The sequence below is a fragment of the Nocardioides sp. R-C-SC26 genome (assembly GCF_021246465.1).
Taxonomy (GTDB): domain Bacteria; phylum Actinomycetota; class Actinomycetes; order Propionibacteriales; family Nocardioidaceae; genus Nocardioides.
On sequence record NZ_JAHRHK010000047.1, the window covers coordinates 1 to 356 of the forward strand.

At 69.9% G+C, this 356-nt stretch carries 1 protein-coding gene; it reads right to left on the bottom strand.

Going from position 1 to position 356, the window contains the following annotated elements; genetic code table 11:
- Positions 1-77: 77 nt before the first annotated feature.
- On the bottom strand, positions 78-356 hold a 279-nt coding region (locus KSO97_RS17370; protein WP_232681894.1), incomplete at its 5' end, for a 4Fe-4S dicluster domain-containing protein.

A 356-nucleotide genomic window follows, 5' to 3' on the forward strand; every position in this document is an offset into this window, starting at 1 on the left:
ACGAGAGACGGGGTGGGTCGGCACCGACCGGTGCCGACCCACCCCGTTCACACGCGAGTGGAGCCGCGCTCAGCAGATCAGAGGCCCTGCTTCATCGCTGTGCGCAGGTCCTTGTTGAGCTGGGAGATCACGTCGGGCGGGATCTCCTTGGGGCACGCGCTGGCGCACTCACCGATGTTGGTGCAGCCGCCGAAACCCTCGTGGTCGTGCTGCCCGACCATATCGACCACGCGCGACCAGCGCTCCGGCTGGCCCTGCGGCAGCCCACCGAGGTGGGTGATCTTGGCGCCGAGGAACAGCGAGGCCGACCCGTTCGGGCAGGCGGCGACGCACGCACCGCAGCCGATGCAGGTGGC